Source organism: Bacillus sp. JK62 (assembly GCF_053663455.1).
This window is the reverse complement of the sequence record NZ_JBSJQA010000003.1, coordinates 26305-44767: the sequence shown is the minus strand read 5'-3', so window position 1 is coordinate 44767 and position 18463 is coordinate 26305. Positions and strand designations below refer to the sequence as shown.

Annotated in this window: 22 protein-coding genes and 1 tRNA gene; 3 read left to right on the top strand and 20 right to left on the bottom strand. The window is 46.0% G+C overall.

Features of this window, described 5'->3' with window-relative positions; all coding sequences use genetic code 11:
- Window positions 1-79 precede the first annotated feature (79 nt).
- From ACWJJ4_RS09785 to queG, 18 genes are all read right to left on the bottom strand, one after another.
- Complete coding sequence (locus ACWJJ4_RS09785; protein WP_454021624.1) at window positions 80-1027, bottom strand: ABC transporter permease; 948 nt, start codon at window positions 1025-1027, stop codon at window positions 80-82.
- Window positions 1020-1937, bottom strand: coding sequence for an ABC transporter ATP-binding protein (locus ACWJJ4_RS09780; protein ID WP_003155379.1), 918 nt, complete (start codon window positions 1935-1937; stop codon window positions 1020-1022). Before ACWJJ4_RS09780 ends, ACWJJ4_RS09785 begins: the two co-directional genes overlap by 8 nt.
- Entirely contained in the window at window positions 1938-2654 is a 717-nt protein-coding gene (locus ACWJJ4_RS09775; protein WP_326375003.1) for an ABC transporter ATP-binding protein, read from the bottom strand.
- Window positions 2644-3021, bottom strand: a complete 378-nt coding sequence (locus ACWJJ4_RS09770; RefSeq protein ID WP_454021623.1) for a GntR family transcriptional regulator — start codon at window positions 3019-3021, stop codon at window positions 2644-2646. The genes ACWJJ4_RS09775 and ACWJJ4_RS09770 overlap by 11 nt, the downstream gene beginning before the upstream one ends.
- A gap of 2 nt (window positions 3022-3023) precedes the next feature.
- Window positions 3024-3791 (bottom strand): hypothetical protein, encoded by a 768-nt coding sequence (locus ACWJJ4_RS09765; protein WP_454021622.1) that lies wholly within the window; start codon window positions 3789-3791, stop codon window positions 3024-3026.
- A 119-nt stretch (window positions 3792-3910) separates the two neighbouring features.
- The gene (locus ACWJJ4_RS09760; protein ID WP_003155385.1) at window positions 3911-4282 is read right to left on the bottom strand and encodes a hypothetical protein; all 372 of its coding nucleotides are present in this window, start codon (window positions 4280-4282) and stop codon (window positions 3911-3913) included.
- 12 nt (window positions 4283-4294) lie between these two features.
- Entirely contained in the window at window positions 4295-4828 is a 534-nt protein-coding gene (locus tag ACWJJ4_RS09755; RefSeq protein WP_003155386.1) for an NAD(P)H-dependent oxidoreductase, read from the bottom strand.
- Between the two features lie 24 nt (window positions 4829-4852).
- Entirely contained in the window at window positions 4853-6448 is a 1596-nt protein-coding gene (locus ACWJJ4_RS09750; protein ID WP_003155387.1) for an MFS transporter, read from the bottom strand.
- 40 nt (window positions 6449-6488) lie between these two features.
- On the bottom strand, window positions 6489-7154 hold the full coding sequence (locus tag ACWJJ4_RS09745) for an HlyD family secretion protein (RefSeq protein WP_007610259.1): 666 nt from the start codon (window positions 7152-7154) through the stop codon (window positions 6489-6491).
- A gap of 36 nt (window positions 7155-7190) precedes the next feature.
- Window positions 7191-7655, bottom strand: coding sequence for a MarR family transcriptional regulator (locus ACWJJ4_RS09740; RefSeq protein WP_003155389.1), 465 nt, complete (start codon window positions 7653-7655; stop codon window positions 7191-7193).
- Window positions 7656-7840: 185 nt separating this feature from the next.
- Window positions 7841-9019 (bottom strand): sporulation protein YhbH, encoded by a 1179-nt coding sequence (gene yhbH / locus ACWJJ4_RS09735; RefSeq protein WP_014417268.1) that lies wholly within the window; start codon window positions 9017-9019, stop codon window positions 7841-7843.
- Window positions 9020-9209: 190 nt separating this feature from the next.
- A complete protein-coding gene (prkA, locus tag ACWJJ4_RS09730) occupies window positions 9210-11105 on the bottom strand; it encodes a serine/threonine protein kinase PrkA (protein WP_069473222.1) in 1896 nt (631 codons plus the stop codon).
- 358 nt (window positions 11106-11463) lie between these two features.
- Window positions 11464-12174: a hypothetical protein gene (locus ACWJJ4_RS09725; RefSeq protein ID WP_102422631.1), complete on the bottom strand. Its 711-nt coding sequence runs from the start codon at window positions 12172-12174 to the stop codon at window positions 11464-11466.
- An 11-nt stretch (window positions 12175-12185) separates the two neighbouring features.
- The gene (locus ACWJJ4_RS09720) at window positions 12186-12899 is read right to left on the bottom strand and encodes a polymer-forming cytoskeletal protein (protein ID WP_238703868.1); all 714 of its coding nucleotides are present in this window, start codon (window positions 12897-12899) and stop codon (window positions 12186-12188) included.
- On the bottom strand, window positions 12890-13522 hold the full coding sequence (locus ACWJJ4_RS09715) for a YhbD family protein (protein WP_167340576.1): 633 nt from the start codon (window positions 13520-13522) through the stop codon (window positions 12890-12892). Before ACWJJ4_RS09715 ends, ACWJJ4_RS09720 begins: the two co-directional genes overlap by 10 nt.
- A 137-nt stretch (window positions 13523-13659) precedes the next feature.
- Entirely contained in the window at window positions 13660-14142 is a 483-nt protein-coding gene (trmL, locus tag ACWJJ4_RS09710; protein WP_007610253.1) for a tRNA (uridine(34)/cytosine(34)/5-carboxymethylaminomethyluridine(34)-2'-O)-methyltransferase TrmL, read from the bottom strand.
- Window positions 14143-14178: 36 nt separating this feature from the next.
- Window positions 14179-15090: an amidase domain-containing protein gene (locus tag ACWJJ4_RS09705; protein ID WP_025852208.1), complete on the bottom strand. Its 912-nt coding sequence runs from the start codon at window positions 15088-15090 to the stop codon at window positions 14179-14181.
- Window positions 15091-15166: 76 nt separating this feature from the next.
- The gene (gene queG, locus ACWJJ4_RS09700) at window positions 15167-16327 is read right to left on the bottom strand and encodes a tRNA epoxyqueuosine(34) reductase QueG (protein ID WP_029973233.1); all 1161 of its coding nucleotides are present in this window, start codon (window positions 16325-16327) and stop codon (window positions 15167-15169) included.
- 84 nt (window positions 16328-16411) lie between these two features.
- On the opposite strand from queG, the gene ACWJJ4_RS09695 reads away from it, so the two are divergent.
- Complete coding sequence (locus ACWJJ4_RS09695) at window positions 16412-17035, top strand: hypothetical protein (RefSeq protein ID WP_022552809.1); 624 nt, start codon at window positions 16412-16414, stop codon at window positions 17033-17035.
- 89 nt (window positions 17036-17124) lie between these two features.
- On the opposite strand, the gene ACWJJ4_RS09690 is transcribed toward ACWJJ4_RS09695, so the two are convergent.
- Window positions 17125-17198: transfer RNA gene (locus tag ACWJJ4_RS09690), tRNA-Gly, on the bottom strand.
- A 188-nt stretch (window positions 17199-17386) separates the two neighbouring features.
- On the opposite strand from ACWJJ4_RS09690, the gene ACWJJ4_RS09685 reads away from it, so the two are divergent.
- Together ACWJJ4_RS09685 and ACWJJ4_RS09680 are read left to right on the top strand one after the other, a co-directional pair.
- Entirely contained in the window at window positions 17387-17590 is a 204-nt protein-coding gene (locus ACWJJ4_RS09685) for a helix-turn-helix transcriptional regulator (RefSeq protein ID WP_003155407.1), read from the top strand.
- Window positions 17587-18054 (top strand): hypothetical protein, encoded by a 468-nt coding sequence (locus tag ACWJJ4_RS09680; protein ID WP_012117138.1) that lies wholly within the window; start codon window positions 17587-17589, stop codon window positions 18052-18054. The genes ACWJJ4_RS09685 and ACWJJ4_RS09680 overlap by 4 nt, the downstream gene beginning before the upstream one ends.
- Before the next feature lie 20 nt (window positions 18055-18074).
- Here ACWJJ4_RS09680 and rpsN read toward each other — a convergent pair whose 3' ends face one another.
- Complete coding sequence (gene rpsN / locus ACWJJ4_RS09675) at window positions 18075-18344, bottom strand: 30S ribosomal protein S14 (protein ID WP_021494887.1); 270 nt, start codon at window positions 18342-18344, stop codon at window positions 18075-18077.
- Window positions 18345-18463: the final 119 nt, after the last annotated feature.

The window sequence follows — 18463 nt, the reverse complement described above, 5'->3', positions numbered from 1 at the left end:
AACCTGCCGGTGTACGCCGGCAGGTTTTTTTCATCTAAAACGAAAAGCTGTTTTGCAAAGGCAAAACAGCTTTTTTATATCAGGTGGCAATATCCCGTTTTAAGAAGACGCCGAATGCGAGCGCCAGAAAAATAACGAAGTAAATCACAAGCATCACAACAGAAAATGTCATCGTCATCCCCTCTACTAAAGGAGTCCCGTTCATATATTGCGACAAATCCGTGTTCGCAAATAAAATATATTTGGTCCATTCAAATTTCGCAGTAAGAAATACCGTCGCCGTGTTCCCCATAACCAATAGAAAAATAGAAAATCCGACCGCTAATGAGCTGTTCCGGAATACCGCAGACAGCATAAACGCCATCGTCGCAAGCATAAAAGCGGAGACAGATTCATAGACATATGTTTTAGCGAGGAAAGCGATGATATTTTGCTCAAAAACATGGCCGTCTTTGTATACGAGATGAACATCAGCCGCAGTATCTCCGCCTGTACCGAAAAAGACCAATCCCAACAGAGCGGAGCCGGCAAATAAAATCACAAGCATCAGCAGTCCGAACAGCAGCACCGTCATATATTTAGATAGCAAAATCTGAAAACGGCTGAGCGGACGGATGGCCAGCAGCTTGATCGTCCCCCAGTTGAACTCATTCGCCACGATGCCTGCGGCAATGATAATCGTAAACAGCCCGGTCAAAACAGTCATCATCGAAGAATCAGCTACGTATGACCACACTGTGTACCCTGTATCCTCGGGGATGTTATGATCCATACGGTATTGATTTATCGCGACATTCTGTTTCAGGTTATCAATGAGCGTCTGATTTCCGGTTTCCTTCATCTGCTGTTTCATTTCTTTGTTTTCGGCCTGGAGCTCCTGTTTCCAATTCGGATTGGCTTCACTCGAGGTGAAATGGTTTGACAAAAGCGCAAAACCGATCATCGAAACGCCTAAAATCACAATCATAGCCCACGTCCCGACGCGGCTGAAAATTTTAATCCATTCATTATAGATCAGCTTAAACATATTGAACCTCCTCTTTCGTTCCGCCGGTAATTTCCAAGAAGCGGTCTTCCAAAGATTTTGTCATGATTTTCACTTCATATAAGCGGATGTTTTCACGGACGAGCAGTGATATCACATCAGGCACTTCCTGTTTGGACAGCTGGATCTCAATGCCGTTTGTCTTCTTCACACAGTCAAACTGACTCAAAACGGCAAGAGCCTCTTCTCTTTGTTCAATATGGAAGAAGTATGTATCTTTATCCTCTTTTCCTTCATCCCTTACTTTTTGAATATCGACAAGCTCTCCTTTTTGCAGAATGCCGATTCGATCGCACATTAGCTCCATTTCTGACAGAAGATGGCTTGAGACGATGACAGCCATTCCTTTTTCACGTGTCAGCTTTTTCAGATGGTCCCTGATTTCTCTGATGCCGGCGGGATCGAGGCCGTTTGTCGGCTCATCCAGAATCAGCACCTTAGGATTATGCAGCAGGCTTTGGGCGAGGCCGAGACGCTGTCTCATTCCGAGAGAGTAGGTTTTTACTTTGTCATGTATTCTATCCTGCAACCCGACGAGCTCGATGACCTCATCTATTTTTTCTTTCGTAACGCCTTTTACCATCCTTGCGTACTGCTGTAAATTTTTATAGCCGCTCAGGAATTTGTACAGCTCCGGGTTTTCCACGATGGCTCCGACGTGCCTGACCGCTTTTGCATAGTTTTTCGTAATGGATTCCCCGCAGATTACGATGTCTCCCTGAGACAGTTTCATTAATCCGACCATCATTCTGATCGTAGTGGTTTTCCCCGCTCCGTTCGGCCCTAAAAATCCAAACACTTCGCCCGCCCGGACGGAGAAGCTCAGATCATGAATAATCGTTCGTCCTTTTATCGTTTTCTTTACCTGTTGCAGTTCTAATACGGTTTCCAATTAGAATCCCCCTTCTATTTCGTGCGCCTGCATGACGCCTCTATACCATTGCAGCACAGACATTCCTTCCTGTTCCCGAATTTCTTCGACCTCGCGCCGTTCAGCGATTTTCCCTTTTATGAAAACCATCACTTCGTCTAACAGCGTCTCAATCTCGCCGATCTCATGCGTGGCGATGACGACGATCTGGCTGTCAAAATCAATATAAGATACGAGACTGTTGACAATCGACTCCCTGACCGCCGGATCAAGACCTGAAAACGGCTCATCCAGCAGAATGACCGATGCTTTTCTCGACAGGGCCAAAACGATTTTCAGCCTGCCCCGGCTGCCTTTGGACAGCTCTTTTATCTTCTGCTCCGCTGAAAGATTCATTTCCGCTAATAGGTTATGTGCTTTTTCCAGCTGAAAATCCGAGAATTGCGAATGATAAAATGTGAGCATATCACCGACAGTCGTCCGGGCGGAAAACATATCATGTTCGGTTAAATAAGCCGTACGAAACAGCATGTTCCTGCTTACTGCGCAGTCTCCCATCCGGACGGCGCCCGATGTCGGGAACGCAAGCCCGGCAAGCATTTTAAGCGTTGTTGATTTACCGCTTCCGTTCGGCCCTAAAATTCCGTAGATTTTACCCGGAGACAATGAAAATGATACATCGCTGACCGCGATCCTGCGGCCGTATTTTTTTGTTACGCGTTCAAAATCAAGATTCATCATTTGCTTCCTCCGCATATTGTTTGATCCCGTCGAGCATTTCCTCAGGAGATAACCCCAGCTCCGCCATTTCCTGAATAAAGCGTTTGAAAACGTCTTTTGTCAGCCTGTCTTTCAGCTCTGCTTTCAGATCGGATCTTTCCGCTATAAAGGTTCCCTGTCCTCTTCTCGTCTCCACGATCCCCAGCCTTTCCATTTCACTGTACGTTCTTTGTATCGTGTTCGGATTCACTTTCATCTGTACGGCCATCTCCCTTACGGACGGCAGTTTGCCCCCCGGTGAAAGCTCACTTCGGATCAGCCGGTAATATATACGATCGGCAATCTGCAGATAAATGGGCTTGGATGACTGAAATTCATTCTCCATCATTACACCTCAACCTTTCGATTCAGCAGCATAGAGGCCAGCGCGAGACAGAGCGCTGCAAGCACGATCACTGCCAGGAAGCTGAAAAGCGAAATGTGGACGGCTTTCAGCTCCATCGTCCATCCGGACAATTTCGTATAATGAAAATGAAAATTCGCATACACTTTTACCGGCCATAAATCATGTTGAGATGAAGTGAAAGGCGTAATGATTTTATCGTCAATATAGGTCCAGACAAACGCAAGCACGATGCAGATCACCCAACGGAGGACGGGAAAATGTTTTAATGAGTGAAAAACAGTCCAAAATACGGCCACGATCACAGATAAGTACGCTGAACTGATCAGCAGGTAAGCATTCAGCCCGGTTAATGTGCCGGCCAGGGGAATGGTGTGTTCCAGCGCTCCTTTTGCAGAAAGCATCCGGTACATCCAAATGCCGTAACCGGTCAGCGCCAGCTGCCCGATCAACTGATACAGCAGTGAGGCCGTCAGTTTGGAAGCCAGCAGATAAAATCCCCCATTCGGATTGTAAAGCCACAGCTGATTTTTTCCTTCTTTATGAAGGTGATAGTACATAAAAAGCGGCGCTACAAGAAATTGAAAAAACCCCATTGCCGTAAAAAAGCCGAAAATGACGAGCGGTTCTTTCTGACGGGCAGCGATGATGTGGGCTGCAAACGCCCAGCAAATCATGCCGCAAAGCCACACCGCGAGCCAAATCCATGAAACTTTCGCATCTTTTTTCAGCAAACCTAAAAACGATGTCATTCTTTCTCTCTCCATTCGGATCAAGTGTATGAGTAACATAGTACACTAGATCATCATGTATTACAATATCTTCAATAAAAAAAAGACAAATCCGCTCTTACGCGGATTTGCCTTTTCAATTACTTCTTTTTGTTTTTTAAGGAGAGCAGCGCATCACGATAGCTGCTATCCTGCATTTTGCCGCCGCTATCAGGATCGTTTGGTTCCTGATCCGTCTCAGAAGTCTTAAACTTCTGAAGCGCCTGACGGTACACATCATCGCCCATTGTATTCTTTTTCTCACGGGGAGATTCAGATTTTACAACGACGGGAGCATGCTCGGCTGAGCGCTCCTCGGCCGGATCATGCTTTTCCGGCTGTTCGGCTGTAGTGCCGATCGCTTCTCTCTTTTCTTCTTTGACATCCTGTCCTGCAGAAGTGCTGCGGACATTGAATGTGATAAGAAGTGCAATCACAATGACAGCAGCAATAACCGCTATAATAATGGCCATATAACCCTCTCCTTACTGTCGTCCGGCAGTTAGATTACCAGTGACCTGGCTGACACGTCTGCCAAGCGCACGGCCTAATTGAAGGCCTTCTTCCGTCATCAGCACATCGCTGTCAACCGGGCATGTGACGCCCGCGCCGTAGTAAGAGCCGTACAGCGCGTTTTCAGGAACGTTGCCGGGAAGACCGACAACAATCATGCCTTGGTGAAACATAGGAGTGATCAGATTGTGCATTGTCATTTCTAATCCGCCGTGTGTTGTCGCCGTCGTACAGAATACAGCGCCGACTTTATCAATCAGCTCGCCTTCAGCCCACAGATAGCCGAGTCTGTCGATCCACGCTTTTAAGCCTGAACTGATGGTGCCAAAGTGTCCCGGGCATCCCCAGATAATGGCATCCATGTCTTTCAGCTTGCGGATGTCTGCTTGATCGACATGGTCGATCAGGACTTCAGCCTCAGCGTTTTCTCGTGCTCCTTCGGCAATGGCTTCAGCAAGGTGTTTTGTGTGTTCGCCTTCACTATCGTACACTACGTAAATTTTCATTCAGGAAACCTCCCATTCAGATGATTAAGATTCCTTCACTTCTTTAGGGGCCGGAAGCAATGACAGCTCCTCTTTTTTCTTCGCCCGCTGTTTGTCTTTCCGTACGTCACGCAAGAACAGGCTCAGGACTACGCCGATAACCGCAAAGATCGTCGCCCACATAAACGCGTCATTAATCCCCATAACGTTGGAATTAAGTGAAGCTGTTTTGTAGAGATATGAATAAACGGTTTGTTTCGCCGCATCAAGCGACATGTTCATGTTGACCATTAAATTAGAAACCGCGCTTTGGAACGACTGCATGAAGCTTGGATCAGCCGTGCTTGTTTTATCCGCAATCTGCGAATAATGCATTGTCGTACGGTTCGTATAAATCGTTGTGATCAAACTTGTTCCGATTGATCCGCTGATCTGGCGGAGCGTGTTGCTCATCGCCGTGCCGTGGCTGTTCAACCGTGCCGGAAGCTGGTTCATTCCGGCTGTCATAACAGGCATCATTAACAGTGACATACCGAATGCGCGGATGGCATAGACAAGCATAATGTGCGTGTAAGGTGTGTCAATTGTCAATTTTGTGTACTGGAATGTCGTTGCGACCGTGATGACCAGCCCGATAATCGCAAGCGGTCTCGGACCGATTTTGTCAAACAGAATACCGGAAATCGGCGACATGATCAGCATGACAATCGCGCCCGGCAATAGCAAGAGACCCGATTGCAGCGCCGTAAAGCCGACTAAGTTCTGCAGGTAAATCGGAAGCAGGAACATTCCTGTGTAAAGCGCAACGGTAATAATGATATTAATGACACTGGAAAGTGAGAAAATATCATATTTAAATACCCGGAAGTCGAGCATCGGTTTTTCAGAGCGCAATTGCTGAATGACAAACGCGGCAATCGCGATGACACCGACAATGACGGTAGACAGCACGATCGGATCTCCCCAGCCGTCGCTGCCCGCTTCACTGACTCCGTAAAGCAATGAGGCGAATCCGACAATAGATAGAATCGCACCCAAGCTGTCGAGTTTGATTTTTTGCGGTTCCACCAAGTTCTTAAAGAGGAAAAACGCTATGATAATAACGATTGCCCCGATCGGAACAAGGCCGTAGAACATAATGCGCCATGTGTAATGCTCGATGATCCAGCCGGAAAGAGTCGGTCCGACCGCCGGAGCAAACATCATCGCAAGACCGAAAATCCCCATTCCTTTCCCCCTGCTTTCAGGCGGGAAGATAAGCAGAATGGTTGTCATGACCAGCGGCTGCAGGATACCGCCGCCGACCGCCTGAATTAACCGGCCGATCAGCATGGTTGAGAAGTTAGGCGCGATTCCGCAGACTAACGTTCCCGCTGTAAAACAGAACATGGCTACGAGAAAGAGGCTTCTCTGTCCGAACCGGGTAATTAAGAACGCAGATAACGGAATCAAAACACCGTTGACCAGCATGTATCCGGTCGTAAGCCACTGAATCGTCGTCGCACTCACACCGAACTCGGTCATTAAGTGCGGCATCGCCACGTTAAGAAGCGTTTGGTTCAAGATCGCCAGGAATAACCCGGCCATAAGCACAATAAGCAATGTTTTAGGACTTTTTACTTGATTATCTGATTTAGCCACCTAAGACAACCTCCCTTCATGGTTTGATGACTGATCTGTATTATTCAGAGATTTTTACAGATGCGTTCATACCAGGAAGCACCTTGTCAGATGGGTTGCTGAGTGAAATTTTAACAGGAACTTTTTGCGTTACTTTAGTGTAGTTGCCGCTTGAGTTTGAAGAAGGCAGCATATCAAATGTTGAATTTGTCGCATAACCGATTTCTTCTACTGTTCCGTCAAATGTTGTATTAGGATCGCCGTCAACAATTACGTCTACTTTGTTTCCTACTTCAATGTCTCTAATGTCTGTTTCTTTAATGTTTGCAGTGATGTAAAGGTGTTTCATGTCAATTTCTTGGGCAATTGTCGTACCGGCTTGCACCATTTGGCCGTTTTTCACTTCGTTTTTCACGATTGTTCCATCCATGATGGCTTTTACGTCAGCATTTTGCTGTCCTTTAATTTTTGCAACAACGTCGTTTTTGCTTACTTCTTTCCCCTCATCAAGGTTCCAGTCAGTTACTTTACCCGCAGCAGGAGCTGTGATAGCAGCCATGTCGCCGGCAACTTTCGCTTCATCGGTTTTTACATAGTGTGTGCTTTGATAATAGTAGTAAGCACCTCCGCCTATAATTGCAAGAACAACAATCAAACCGATAATGTTGGTCAGAATTAAACGTCCTCTGTTCATTTTGTTTTCTCCTTTCGTTTCTTCCTCTATCATTTTGTGGAATGATGATAAAAATATGTGGGGATTTTTTTATTTTCCGTTTTTCACTGCACAGCCGTTTGCAAGCTTCGTTAAACTTTCCGCAAGCTTGCGCAGGTACTGCAGTTCAGCGGTATTGAGCTGCCGGTATAAGACCGCCGCTTTTTCGGCATATTGAACAGCAGCTTTCTTTAGAAGTTCTTCCCCCTCTTCGGTTAACTGAATCATAACAACACGCCGGTCGTCGTGATAGTCGCTCCGAACCATTAGGCGGCGCTTATACAGAATATCGGTCATTCTCGTGACAGACGCCGGTTTCAGATCAAGCGACAAAGCCAGCCTTGAAAGCTGCGTGCTTTTGCTCTTATGTATTTTGAACATCAGCAGATACTGCAGCACTGTAATATCAAAAGGTTCAAGCACTGTCTCCAGAATCATTTTCTGCTTTTTGTAAATCGATCTGGAAGTATCAAACAGCTGTTCAAAACTGAGCAAAGCGAGCTCTGATTCAATCACCGTATTTTCACCTCATTCCCTTAATAATAGTTCACAAGATAAAATATTAATAAATGAAAGAAGGTTTGTAAAGAGAAAAGTTTCATTTTTTAAGGATTTTTTTTATGCCGTTTTTTCTCTTTATTTTTAATTTAAAAAAGCCGGGTGAAGAACCGCGCCGCACGATTCTTCACTCGGCTTTATATTTAATACGATGCTTTGCTTATACCGGCTTCCTCATTTTTAAAAAAGCTTTTCAGCGCTTGAAATACGTCCGATTTCTGTTTCAGGATGTAGTATTTAAATTTATCATCTTTGACATTTTTATAGGCGGACATGAGGGTGGAATGCCTGTTATATTGATTGACCTCACCGTAACAGAACAGATTCGATTTTTTCATGATGTCATTGACGAGCTTTACGCATCGGGCGTTATCCGAAGTCAGGTTATCTCCGTCTGAAAAATGAAACGGATAGATGTTGTAGCGGGCGGGGTCATATTTTTCATCAATTAATTCAAGAGACTTCCGGTAAACGGAGGAACAGATGGTGCCTCCGCTCTCGCCTTTCGAGAAAAAATCTTCTTCCGACACAACCTTCGCTTCCGTATGGTGGGCGATAAATTCGATATCAACCGTTTCATACTTTGTCCGTAAAAATCGTGTCATCCAAAAAAAGAAGCTCCTCGCCATATACTTTTCCCATACGCCCATCGAACCGCTTGTATCCATCATGGCTAAAACGACAGCTTTCGATTCCGGCTTCGTCACATCATTCCATGTTTTGTATTTCAGATCTTCCGGATAAATAGGGTAAAACGATGGCTTGCCTGTCATAGCGTTTCGTTTATAGGCCGACAGCATCGTCCTTTTCTTATCGATATTCCCTGTCAGCCCGGTTTTCCGGATATCATTGAACTCGATATCGGTATGGACGATATTGTCCCTTTCCTTTTGCTGCAGATTCGGCAGTTCTAATTCCTGAAACAGCGCTTCTTCCAGATCCATCAATGAAACTTCCGCTTCATAATAATCCTCGCCTGCCTGATCGCCTGCTCCCTGGCCTTTTCCGGCACCCTGCTTTTTATCTGCGCCGTCTCTTGCGACGACATCGCCGACTTCGCTGTCGCCGTCGCCTTGGCCGACATGTTTATTTTTATCATAGTTATAACGGATTTTATATTCATCAAGCGAACGAATCGGGATTTTCACGACATCTTTTCCGTTGGACATAATAATGCTTTCCTCAGTGACAAGATCCGGAAGGTTGTTTTTTATCGCTTCCTGCACTTTCTTTTGGTGGCGCTGCTGGTCGTCAAAGCCTTTGCGATGGAGGGACCAGTCTTCCTCTGAAATCAAAAAATTTCCGCTGTCATTACGGGACATGAATTCCCCTCCTTAACCGTTATGGTCGTTTTACATGTGTATTCCGGCTTGGTCCTGTTTATGAAACAAGTCCGGCGAAAAGATTTATTTTTATCTTATGCCGGCCGGACTCTCCAATTGACAAACAATTGCGAAAAACAGACAAAAGAACCCGTCCTTTTACAGACGGGCCTCTCGATGAAATCAAATATCAGCGGTTTAACAAGCTTCCGACATACTTCAGCAGTTCATTAGCGCTTGTCGAATTATAGCCATGTTCATCTATTAACCTTGCCACTACCTCATTGACCTTTTTAAGCTGCTGTTCATCCGGCGTTTTGGTGGAGGTCGTAATTTTCACTACATCTTTTAAGTCTGCGAACAGCTTTTTCTGAATCGCTTCGCGGAGTCTTTCGTGCGAATTATAGTCAAAGCGTTTTCCTTTTCTTGCATAGGCGGATATGCGGATTAAGATTTCTTCGCGGAACGCTTTTTTGGCGTTTTCTGAAATGCCGATCTGCTCTTCAATGGATCTCATCAGTTTTTCGTCAGGATTCATTTCTTCACCCGTCAGCGGATCGCGAAGCTTATTTTTATTGCAGTACGCTTCCACATTATCTAAATAATTGTCCATGAGAGTTTTCGCGGATTCTTCATATGAATAGACGAACGCCTTCTGCACTTCCTTTTTGGCGATGTCATCGTACTCTTTCCTGGCGGCGGAAATAAAATTCATATACCGCTCTTTGTCCTCGGCGGAGATGGACGGATGCTGGTCGAGTCCTTCTTTTAAGGAACGCAGCACGTCAAGCGAATTGATGGATTCCATATTTTTTCTGATAATCGTTGAGGAAATGCGGTTGATGACATAGCGCGGGTCAATTCCGCTCATTCCTTCATCATGGAATTCCTTCTTCATATCCTCCAGATCAACGGAATTGTAACCTTCAACGCTTTCTCCGTCATAGAGCCTCATTTTTTTGACGAGATCAATATCAGAGCGGTTCGGTTCCTTCAGCCGGGTCAAAATAGAAAACATCGCGGCCACTTTTAATGTATGGGGGGCGATGTGTACGTCAGAAACATCACTTTCAGAAATCATTTTTTCATAAATCCGTTCTTCCTCTGACACCTTTAAATTATAAGGAACAGGCATCACGATGATCCTGGAGTGAAGGGCTTCATTTTTCTTATTGGCAATAAACGAGCGGTACTCCGTTTCGTTCGTATGCGCAACAATCAATTCGTCGGCGGAGATGAGCGCAAACCGTCCGGCTTTGAAATTCCCTTCCTGCGTGAGTGACAGAAGGTGCCACAGAAATTTTTCATCGCATTTCAGCATTTCCTGAAACTCCATCATTCCGCGGTTCGCTTTATTTAATTCACCGTCAAACCGATAAGCGCGCGGATCTGATTCCGAGCCGTATTCGGCAATCGTCGAAAAATCAATGCTCCCCGTCAAATCGGCGATATCCTGTGATTTCGGGTCAGACGGGCTGAAGGTTCCGATTCCGGTACGTTTATCCTCCGAGAAGAATATACGTTCAACTTTAACATCCTCAATTCTGCCGCCGTATTCTTCTTCAAGCCGCATGACATTAAGCGGAGAAAGGCTGCCCTCAATTCTGATGCCGTATTCTCTGTAGAAGTCGTCGCGCAGATGATGGGGAATGAGATGGAGAGGATCTTCATGCATCGGGCAGCCTTTAATGGCGTAAACAGCGCCGTTGTCTGTCAATGAGTAGGCTTCAAGCCCTTTTTTCAGCATGGTGACAAGAGTTGACTTTCCGCCGCTGACGGGTCCCATCAATAGTAAAATCCTTTTTCTTACATCGAGCCGCTTGGCGGCCGGGTGAAAGTATTCCTCCACGAGCCGTTCCAGAGATTCCTCAAGGCCGAACAGCTCCCTCGAGAAAAAGCTGTATGTCTTTTTCCCGTCATCCTCTTCGATTCCGCTGTCTTTTATCATATTAAAAACGCGAGAATGAGCAGACTGCGCGACCAATGGATTTTCTTTTATGATCTCCAAATAATCAGCGAACGTCCCTTCCCATTTGAGACGCTGCTCTTCCTCTCTGTACTTTTCAATTTTCTTTAATATATCCATAAGAACCTCCTCTATCATGGTTAATGCACTAGAAATAAGGTACTTTGTTACAATCTATGCGGTGACGTGATAATACATGCTTTTCGTTTCTTAAAAATAAAGACGTTATAAGGCCGTCATTGACAAGGGTCCGGTGCACCGTTCATAATGAAAGAAATACAGTTTCATCCAGACTCGGACATCAAATGGAAAAGCAAAGAGGAGGAGACATGATGAAAACGATCATTTTACTTGGGGTCATTCTCACTTTTTTAGTATCCATTTTTACGGCGGGTTACGACAGCAAACCTGAAAACAAATAACGGCAAAAGGGTGCTCTTTATGGAGAGCACCCTTTCCTGTACAACATAACAATGTTTCATATTTGAATATGTTCTTGGACAGTTGATTTTTCATGAGACTTGCAGCTTGTTTGATACTCGATTTTTCCGATTTTGCACCCCGGGCCGATTTCCACACGCTTCCCTCTGACAATGTCCGCTTCCGTGTATTCGAGGTAAATTGCGTCTCCTTCGATCAATTCAGCAGAAAGCATGCCGGCTTTCCGTTTAAGAAAACCGGGTTTCCGTCTGACGGTGATCGATGTGCCGCCGATTTCTTTCACACGGCTTCGGTCATAACGCAAATGGATGTTTACGTCCCCTGCGTTTAACAATCCCGCCACATTGATACATCCTGTTACATGAAGCAGCTCCGTCTCGCAATCGCCGCCGACGGTGAGACTGCCTTTTATATGACACTGCTCTCCCGCGGCCCCGCCGCCAATTTCAGCAAGTCCTTTCAGCCTCATCCTGGCGAAACGCATGGAGCCGCCGACTTTCAATGTGCCGATCACATTTGCTGAATGTGCTGATAAATCTCCTGCAACTTCATGCTCTCCGAAAATTTTCAGCCTGCTGATCTCGGCATCTCCGAGAAAAAGTCCCGTACCGAATATCCGGCAGCGTTCGCTTTGAAGTCCTTCGCCGACAGTTCCTTCCCCTTTAATACTTACATTTTGGTAGGAACCGCCGGAGGCGTGTCCGGCTCCGTACATTTTTAAATGACTCAATTTTTTTGTCGTTTCCATCGCAGCTCCTCCTATCGTTTCACAACTTTGTTAACCAAAGCGGAAGGATCACATGTAAAATCGCCGCTGTATTCCACCGTCCCAATGGTGCAGCCTGCGCCGATCCGCACATGATTCCCGCGGACTGTCTTCGCGTTCGTGTCCGCCAATTCAATGATGTCACCTTCAATCAGCTCTGCTGTCAGCACCGGAGCCGGCATCAGCTTAAAACGCGTAAGCACGCTCTTTCTGCTCATCACTTTCAAATGGCGGCAGCCGATCTCTTTCACCCGGCTCTCTCCCGCCGCCAGCTGAATACTGACTTCATCAGCATTCAGCAGGCCGCCGATCTTGCATTTGCCTTCCGAACGGAACGTCTCTGTCTCGCAATCGCCTTCAATCCCGGCTTTCCCGGATATGAAAATATCATCAGCTTTCACACCGCCGCCGAAAGATGAAAATCCCGCGACGTTCAGCCGCTCCGTTTTGACATCACCTTTAATGACACCCGTTCCGTTGATACGGATGGATTCAGCTTCGGTGCTGCCGGAAATTTTCCCCGAACCGCTGATCGTCAGCGTTTGCGTCTTGACATGTCCGTCTGTTTTTCCGCTGCCGTTAAACAAAAGGCTCGTGCACTCCACATCACCTGACACCGTGCCGCTTCCGTTGATCTCCACTGTATGAAAACGGCCTCCTTTTGAACTTCCTGAACCGTTGATGACTAATTTATCTGTTACTTCCATTGATGGTCCTCCTGCATCCATTTCGTTTTTAATTCTTCCGATGCCGCAGCAAGCGCCACCCGTTCAACCACTTTGACAGTCGGTTCAAACAAAATATGTTCCGCGTCTGCGATGAAGCACGTCGTTACGCCAAGCTTTCGGAGCATGACAAGCTCCGTATTCGTTTTCAGCTCGGAAGCCTCATACGTTTTCAGCACCCCTGCTGCCAATTTTCCTTCCTCAAGGCTGATATTGCCCGATTGCAAAAGCCCTTCAAGCACATATAAAGACAGCAGCGCGCGGGACGTGAATGTCACGCCGTCTTCGCCATAAACTTGCAGCGCGGCTTTTGAAATCAGTCCCTTTTGAAGCAGTTCCGCAGACGTTATATTGACATCAGTCATTTGCGGAGACAGCATTTCTCTCATTTCATCCAGAGACAGATTTTCTTTCATTTTCTGTATTTTTGAGATGCGTTTTAATATTTCCGCCCTCGGAAAAAATGTTTCCTGGCCTGTAAACGTCGATTTTCGGATAAACCATTCTTCAGGAATTAAATTTTTCCGTTTCCACCGGTACAGCTGCCCGTATGAAATTGATGTTTCTTCCAGCAATTCTTTTTTAGAAATCAGTTGTTCCTCCATGAATCCAGCTCCTTCGATGAATGTATTGTAACATAACACTGTTACGTTGTTAAGCCTGAAAATATAAAAATGCCGTGAACCGCTGCTGCCCGTCTTTTTTATTCAATAAAAAAACGCCCGGATGCGGGCGTTTTTTCTCACGTCAAATCTCTGTAATTTTGCTGGCGCAGCGCTTCATATACAAGAATCGCGGCCGTGTTGGACAGGTTTAATGATCTCACATGCTCGGTCATCGGCAGACGCAGGCAGCGGTCCATATTGTTTTCGATCAATTCTTTCGGAAGTCCGCTCGTTTCTCTGCCGAATACGAAGAAAAAGTCTTCCTCCGTATTTGAGTAATCAAATGATGTGTGCGGCTTTTGGCCGAATTTTGTAATGAAGAAAAACTTCCCGTTCTCATATGCCTCAAATAATTCTTCCAATGAATCATGATATACGACGTTGACGAACTCCCAATAATCGAGTCCGGCGCGCTTCAGCATTTTATCATCGGTTGAGAATCCGAGCGGGCGGATCAAATGAAGCGTTGTGTCTGTTGCCGCACAAGTACGTGCGATATTTCCCGTATTGGCCGGGATTTCAGGTTGATATAAAACGACATGTAATGCCACGATGTTCACCTCTGTTTTTTATTCCGCCCACCATTATATCATTAATTACTCTTTTGTCGTATCATCCGTAATATGAAAAAACGCATATCTGATGGAAGGAGTATACGCCGTTGAATCCTCATATGACCAATATCTCATTCTGCTGTCATACGTTTGGGCATTGACGAGCGGCATATTGCTTTTATCTTTTGCGACCACGATCGCCGTATGATTAAAACGGCCGTCCCCTTCAAAATCATAGCAAATGATATCTCCGGGCATCAGTTCTTCAGCTCTTGATACTTGCACTGCGCGAAGCCCTGCCTTGGATTGAGCCAGATACATCTTCATCGAATGCGCGACCGTCCAGCTGTAGCTCCACGAGCTTGCCTTCATCCACCAGCCTGAGCCTCTGTTCGGATGCCCCCGCATCGGTGCTTTTCCGGCATGTAAACATTGGGAAATAAAATTGGTGCAATTATCGCTGAAATTTTTATAAGCGGGGTTTCGTTTATTCCAAAACTTCTCCGCGTACTGCACCGCAGCCAGACGGTCGTATTGAAACGCCCGCCCGAAATCTTCCCGTTCACTCCGCTCATATTCAATTACGCTGTTTCCGTCAGAAAATCCCGCCGGTTTTTTCTTTACTTCCCGGTCTTTAATCAAAAGCTCATCATAGAGAAATGCAGTCCGTTCCTCAATCTGCTCTTCTAAGTAAAGGTGTCCGTCATGCTCCTTGCACAAATATTCGAAATGAATCGTGTACATGACGCATAACGTGCCGTCGTCCTCAAGACTGCTTTTGACAATGACGGCTTTTGCCTTCGCTTTCACGATGTCAACTTTCCGTTTTTCAAACAGCTCTTTTTTTCTCGTCAGGACCTCAAGATCGCCGGCCTGCCCATTCTGCCTCATCTCGGTTCCGTTGATTAAATAATGAAGCCGGGCCTCCGCTAAATCTTCAATAATATGCTTCAAGCGCTCCACCCACCATACGATTTTATAAAGAAAAAACACTTGAACTCCGGCCAAGTGCTTTTTCTCTATACATATGTCAGGACCGGCCGGTTTTAGTCTTATCAGAAACCGATAACAGCTCCAGTCCCTTTTCAATTTCCCGTATGGCGTCCTCATCCTGCTCCTTTTGAAGCGCTTTTTCTAATTCCTCCGCATAATCAGGATCACCGATTTTCCCGATGGCCCAGGCGGCCGTACCCCTGATGACGGGGCGCGGATCTTGGTGCATCAAGGCCGTTAATTCCGGAAGAGACGAGGCGTCTTTAAAATGAGCCAAAGCTAAAATCGCATTCCGCTGTATCGGCTTCTTGCCGCGCCATGATCCCGATACATGTCCGAATTTTTCTTTGAATTCGCGGTTGCTTATGGTCAAAAGCGGCTTTAACAGCGGCTTTGCGATTTCCGGATCAGGCTCCATCTGCGGATGAAGATGAAAATCTTTCCCCTTATTAATCGGACAGACCGTCTGGCACGTGTCACAGCCATACAGACGGTTTCCGATTTTCGTGCGGAACTCATCCGGCAAAAATCCCTTTGTCTGGGTCAGGAACGAAATACAGCGCTGGGCGTTAAGCTGTCCGGGATTGACGAGTGCGCCGGTCGGACAAGCGTCTAGACATTTTGTGCACGTACCGCACATATCTTCAATCGGCACATCCGGTTCAAAGGGCAGATTGGTGATCATTTCAGCCAGATAGACGTAAGAACCGTATTCAGGCGTGGTGATCATGCAGTTTTTGGCGCTGAAGCCGATTCCCGCCCGTTCAGCCACGGCCCTGTCGGACAATTCTCCTGTATCCACCATTGACTTTGTGCGGATATCCTCATGTTTGCTTTGGAGAAAATTCTCCAGCAGATCAAGCTTTTCCCGCAGCACATCATGATAATCCTTCCCCCAGGAAGCTCTGCAAAAAATGCCGCGCCGCCCGTCCCTCGTGCTCCTCGGCGCATCTTTCATTTTGGAAGGATAAGCAAGGGCGATGGCGACGATTGATTTGGCTTTCGGGAGAAGCAAAGACGGAGTAACCCGTTTTTCAATATCCGGCTCTTCAAAACCGGATAAATAGCCGAGTGATTCCTGAAGAATCAGCCGGTCCCGCAGACTGTCGAACGTATCAGCCGTTGTAAACCCGATTTTGTCAACTCCGATGCTTTTGGCGTATTCGATTAATTCCTCTTTCAGTTTATGAATATTCATTTTTTGCACAGCCTCCTTTCTTTGTGATCAGGCTCCCGCACGGGTATAATAGAGTTTTATCATCCCGAAATGGAGTGAACACACTTGAACATCAGTTTAGATCCACTTATTGCTGAACGGGTGCCGGGGATCAAAGCGGCAGCCGTCTTATATGAACAGATCGAAGTCGGGCCTGCTCCGCAAATGCTGAAAGGCCGCCTCCGTTTATTTCAAGAATCTCTTTACTTTGATTATGCTGACGGCGGTATAGATGAGCAGCCTTTTGTTAAAGAGTGGGCGCGTATGATGGAACAGCTCAGTCCCGCCTTTTCAGGACAAAAAACGCCGATGGAGCTTATGCTCGGCGATATTTCCCGGGAACGATTCATTGAAAGTGTGAATTCAGCCCATGATACCATACTTTTTTTCTCCTTGAAATATTCATTGCCCATCATGGCGTATGACGCCGCAGAAATAGATGAACCGATTTCGATTACAATCGGAGAAAAAGAACACGTACTTGCTTTCTCCGACTCTGGCGGCATTTTCGGCGGCCTTACCGGACATATCAACACCCGCCCTGTAACAACCGGCACAAAGAAAATGCTGCAGCTGATCTTTTTCCCGCCTTCATTTCATGCCGACGCGGCGGATGAGCTGCTATCATCTTTAACCAAAATGTTTGAACAAATTCACGGAGGCACGCATACCGTCTCTTGGCTTTCATAAAAAGACACGCCTTCGTGTCTTTTTTCACATAAAAAAACGCAATACTTCGTTTATCAGAGAAACGAAACACTGCGTTAATAACGTATGTATGGAGCGGGTGATGAGAATCGAACTCACGACATCAGCTTGGAAGGCTGAGGTTTTACCACTAAACTACACCCGCATCAAAGTTTTTTGTCAGTACCGATTTGATGTTTCTAATATTACATGTATATTTTTTTTTCGTCAAGGGAATGTTAAAAAATTTGTCGAAAAAAATTCTTTTTTTGTCCACATGTTAAGTTAGGTTTACATTTTGTTAAGAATATCATACAATATAAAAAAGAAGAAAACTTGAGGTACGCCCTGATGATGAAAAATAAAGTAAAAGAGCTGAGAGCCAGATTCGGCTATTCTCAGGAAACGCTCGGAAAAGAAGCCGGAGCCACCAGACAGACGATTGCAGCGATTGAAAAAGGAGATTATGTGCCTTCACTCTTATTGGCGCTTAACATCTGCCGGGCTTTCTCCCTGCCGATGGAGGAAGTTTTCTGGCTGGAGGAGGAGAAAAAATGAGTTTGAAAAGAAAAGCGTGTTTTCACCTTGCACTCTACGGATTGGCCTGCTGGACGCTTATTTCCTTTATGGAAGCGGCGCCGCGGATCGCTCAGTTTTTCCAAACGGAGGGGAGCGGTTCATTTGAGCTGAATATCACTCCGTTTCTGCTGTTTACCGTTTGTGCCGCATTGTATATCTATGCCGAAAAGAAAAAACGAAACGGCAAAAAGCACAGGCTTGTGCCCGATGAATTTGAGGAACAGGATGAAAGAGAACGAATGATGACGGCTAAAGCTTGCCGTTCCTCGTATATTGCCGTTTACTTCTCATTGCCGGCCGCAGCCGTTCTGCTTTTGTTTTATCCGCTGATTCAGCCGCATCTTCCCTTTTTTCCGATTCTTTTGATTTTCATTCTGATGATGATTCAGCATTTGGCTTATGTTTTCACATTTCATAAGCACGGCAAAAACTCCGGTTCATGACAGATCCGGAGTTTTTTACATTACCAGCTCGCTTTTTTCACCCCGGGAATCCGGCCTTTATGGGCCAGCTCCCTGAATGCGATTCTGGACAATTTAAATTTTCTCATATATCCGCGGGGCCGCCCCGTCACCGTACAGCGGTTATGAAGCCTGGCCGGAGCAGAATCACGCGGCAGTTTGCTCAGCGCTTCCCAGTCTCCTTTTGCCTTTAATTCTTTTCGGATGTCCGCATATTGTTCAACAAGCTTCTGCCGCTTGAGCTCTTTGATCACTTTTGATTTTTTTGCCATTTCAGCACTCCTAACAAATCGTAATAATTACGTTTTGTATCATATCATCCATAGGAGCATCGTGCAAGCTAAGCGCTTAAAAAGGCGGGTGAATACCCGCCTTCACTGCCGGCATTTCC

Coding starts and splice junctions, on each gene's coding strand:
- ACWJJ4_RS09785 (WP_454021624.1), bottom strand. CDS start 1,027: ATGTTTAAGCTGATCTATAATGAATGGATTAAAATTTTCAGCCGCGTC.
- ACWJJ4_RS09775 (WP_326375003.1), bottom strand. CDS start 2,654: ATGAATCTTGATTTTGAACGCGTAACAAAAAAATACGGCCGCAGGATC.
- ACWJJ4_RS09770 (WP_454021623.1), bottom strand. CDS start 3,021: ATGGAGAATGAATTTCAGTCATCCAAGCCCATTTATCTGCAGATTGCC.
- ACWJJ4_RS09765 (WP_454021622.1), bottom strand. CDS start 3,791: ATGACATCGTTTTTAGGTTTGCTGAAAAAAGATGCGAAAGTTTCATGG.
- ACWJJ4_RS09760 (WP_003155385.1), bottom strand. CDS start 4,282: ATGGCCATTATTATAGCGGTTATTGCTGCTGTCATTGTGATTGCACTT.
- ACWJJ4_RS09755 (WP_003155386.1), bottom strand. CDS start 4,828: ATGAAAATTTACGTAGTGTACGATAGTGAAGGCGAACACACAAAACAC.
- ACWJJ4_RS09745 (WP_007610259.1), bottom strand. CDS start 7,154: ATGATAGAGGAAGAAACGAAAGGAGAAAACAAAATGAACAGAGGACGT.
- yhbH (WP_014417268.1), bottom strand. CDS start 9,019: ATGTCCCGTAATGACAGCGGAAATTTTTTGATTTCAGAGGAAGACTGG.
- prkA (WP_069473222.1), bottom strand. CDS start 11,105: ATGGATATATTAAAGAAAATTGAAAAGTACAGAGAGGAAGAGCAGCGT.
- ACWJJ4_RS09725 (WP_102422631.1), bottom strand. CDS start 12,174: ATGGAAACGACAAAAAAATTGAGTCATTTAAAAATGTACGGAGCCGGA.
- ACWJJ4_RS09720 (WP_238703868.1), bottom strand. CDS start 12,899: ATGGAAGTAACAGATAAATTAGTCATCAACGGTTCAGGAAGTTCAAAA.
- ACWJJ4_RS09715 (WP_167340576.1), bottom strand. CDS start 13,522: ATGGAGGAACAACTGATTTCTAAAAAAGAATTGCTGGAAGAAACATCA.
- queG (WP_029973233.1), bottom strand. CDS start 16,327: ATGAATATTCATAAACTGAAAGAGGAATTAATCGAATACGCCAAAAGC.
- ACWJJ4_RS09685 (WP_003155407.1), top strand. CDS start 17,387: ATGAAAAATAAAGTAAAAGAGCTGAGAGCCAGATTCGGCTATTCTCAG.
- ACWJJ4_RS09680 (WP_012117138.1), top strand. CDS start 17,587: ATGAGTTTGAAAAGAAAAGCGTGTTTTCACCTTGCACTCTACGGATTG.
- rpsN (WP_021494887.1), bottom strand. CDS start 18,344: ATGGCAAAAAAATCAAAAGTGATCAAAGAGCTCAAGCGGCAGAAGCTT.